This is a genomic window from Vibrio sp. Vb1574, assembly GCF_033338675.1.
Map to the genome: position 1 here is coordinate 1 of NZ_JAWOTC010000382.1, position 1,115 is coordinate 1,115.

Sequence of the window (1,115 nt, forward strand, 5' to 3'; positions counted from 1 at the left end):
GGTATGTAATATGGCCATTGAATTGGGCGCAAAAGCAGGCCTAATTGCACCAGATGAAACCACGTTTGAATACATCAAAGGTCGTAAGTTCTCACCGCAAGGCGCAGATTTTGATGCCGCAGTAGAGTACTGGAAGACGTTAAAAACTGACGCAGATGCCGAATTTGATGCCGTAGTAACGCTAAATGCTGCTGACATCAAACCACAAGTAACTTGGGGCACAAACCCAGGTCAGGTCATTGCCGTTGACCAACCGATTCCAGCACCAGAAAGCTTCACTGATCCAATCGAAAAAGCGTCTGCTGAAAAAGCATTGGCTTACATGGGCCTAGAAGCAGGCAAATCATTGTCTGACTACCAAGTAGATAAAGTGTTTGTTGGCTCTTGTACGAACTCTCGCATCGAAGACATGCGCGCTGCCGCCGTCGTGGCGAAAGGCCGTAAGGTCGCATCGCACGTTCAAGCATTGATTGTCCCGGGCTCAGAACAGGTGAAAGCACAAGCAGAAGCCGAAGGCTTGGATGTCATCTTTAAAGAAGCGGGCTTTGAATGGCGTCTACCAGGTTGTTCAATGTGTTTAGCAATGAACAACGACCGCTTAGGTCCTCACGAGCGTTGTGCATCAACATCAAACCGTAACTTTGAAGGCCGTCAGGGCCGTGATGGTCGCACTCACTTGGTTAGCCCTGCAATGGCAGCCGCGGCAGCTATCGCTGGTCACTTTGTTGACATTCGTGAATTAACTTTTGATAAACAGGATTAGGGAGAACAATCATGTCAGGTTTTAAACAACATACTGGTTTGGTTGTGCCTCTAGATGCCGCCAACGTTGACACGGATGCCATCATTCCAAAGCAGTTTTTACAAAAAGTTTCTCGCCTAGGTTTCGGTAAGCATCTTTTCCATGACTGGCGCTTCCTTGATGATGCAGGCGAGCGACCAAACCCTGAGTTTGTAATGAATGCGCCACGTTACCAAGGCGCTTCTATCCTACTTGCGCGTGAAAACTTCGGCTGTGGCTCATCTCGTGAACACGCACCTTGGGCTTTGGCTGATTACGGCATTAAAGCGATGATCGCACCTAGTTTTGCGGACATTTTCTACGGCAACTCCAT

The 1,115-nt window shown here is 48.5% G+C and carries 2 protein-coding genes; both read left to right on the top strand.

What is annotated here, in order from left to right; genetic code table 11:
* A partial coding sequence (locus tag R7O12_RS26335) for an aconitase family protein (RefSeq protein WP_318127015.1) occupies window positions 1–763 on the top strand: 763 nt, incomplete at its 5' end.
* Between the two features lie 11 nt (window positions 764–774).
* The coding region (leuD, locus tag R7O12_RS26340; RefSeq protein WP_318127017.1) for a 3-isopropylmalate dehydratase small subunit at window positions 775–1,115 on the top strand (341 nt) is incomplete at its 3' end.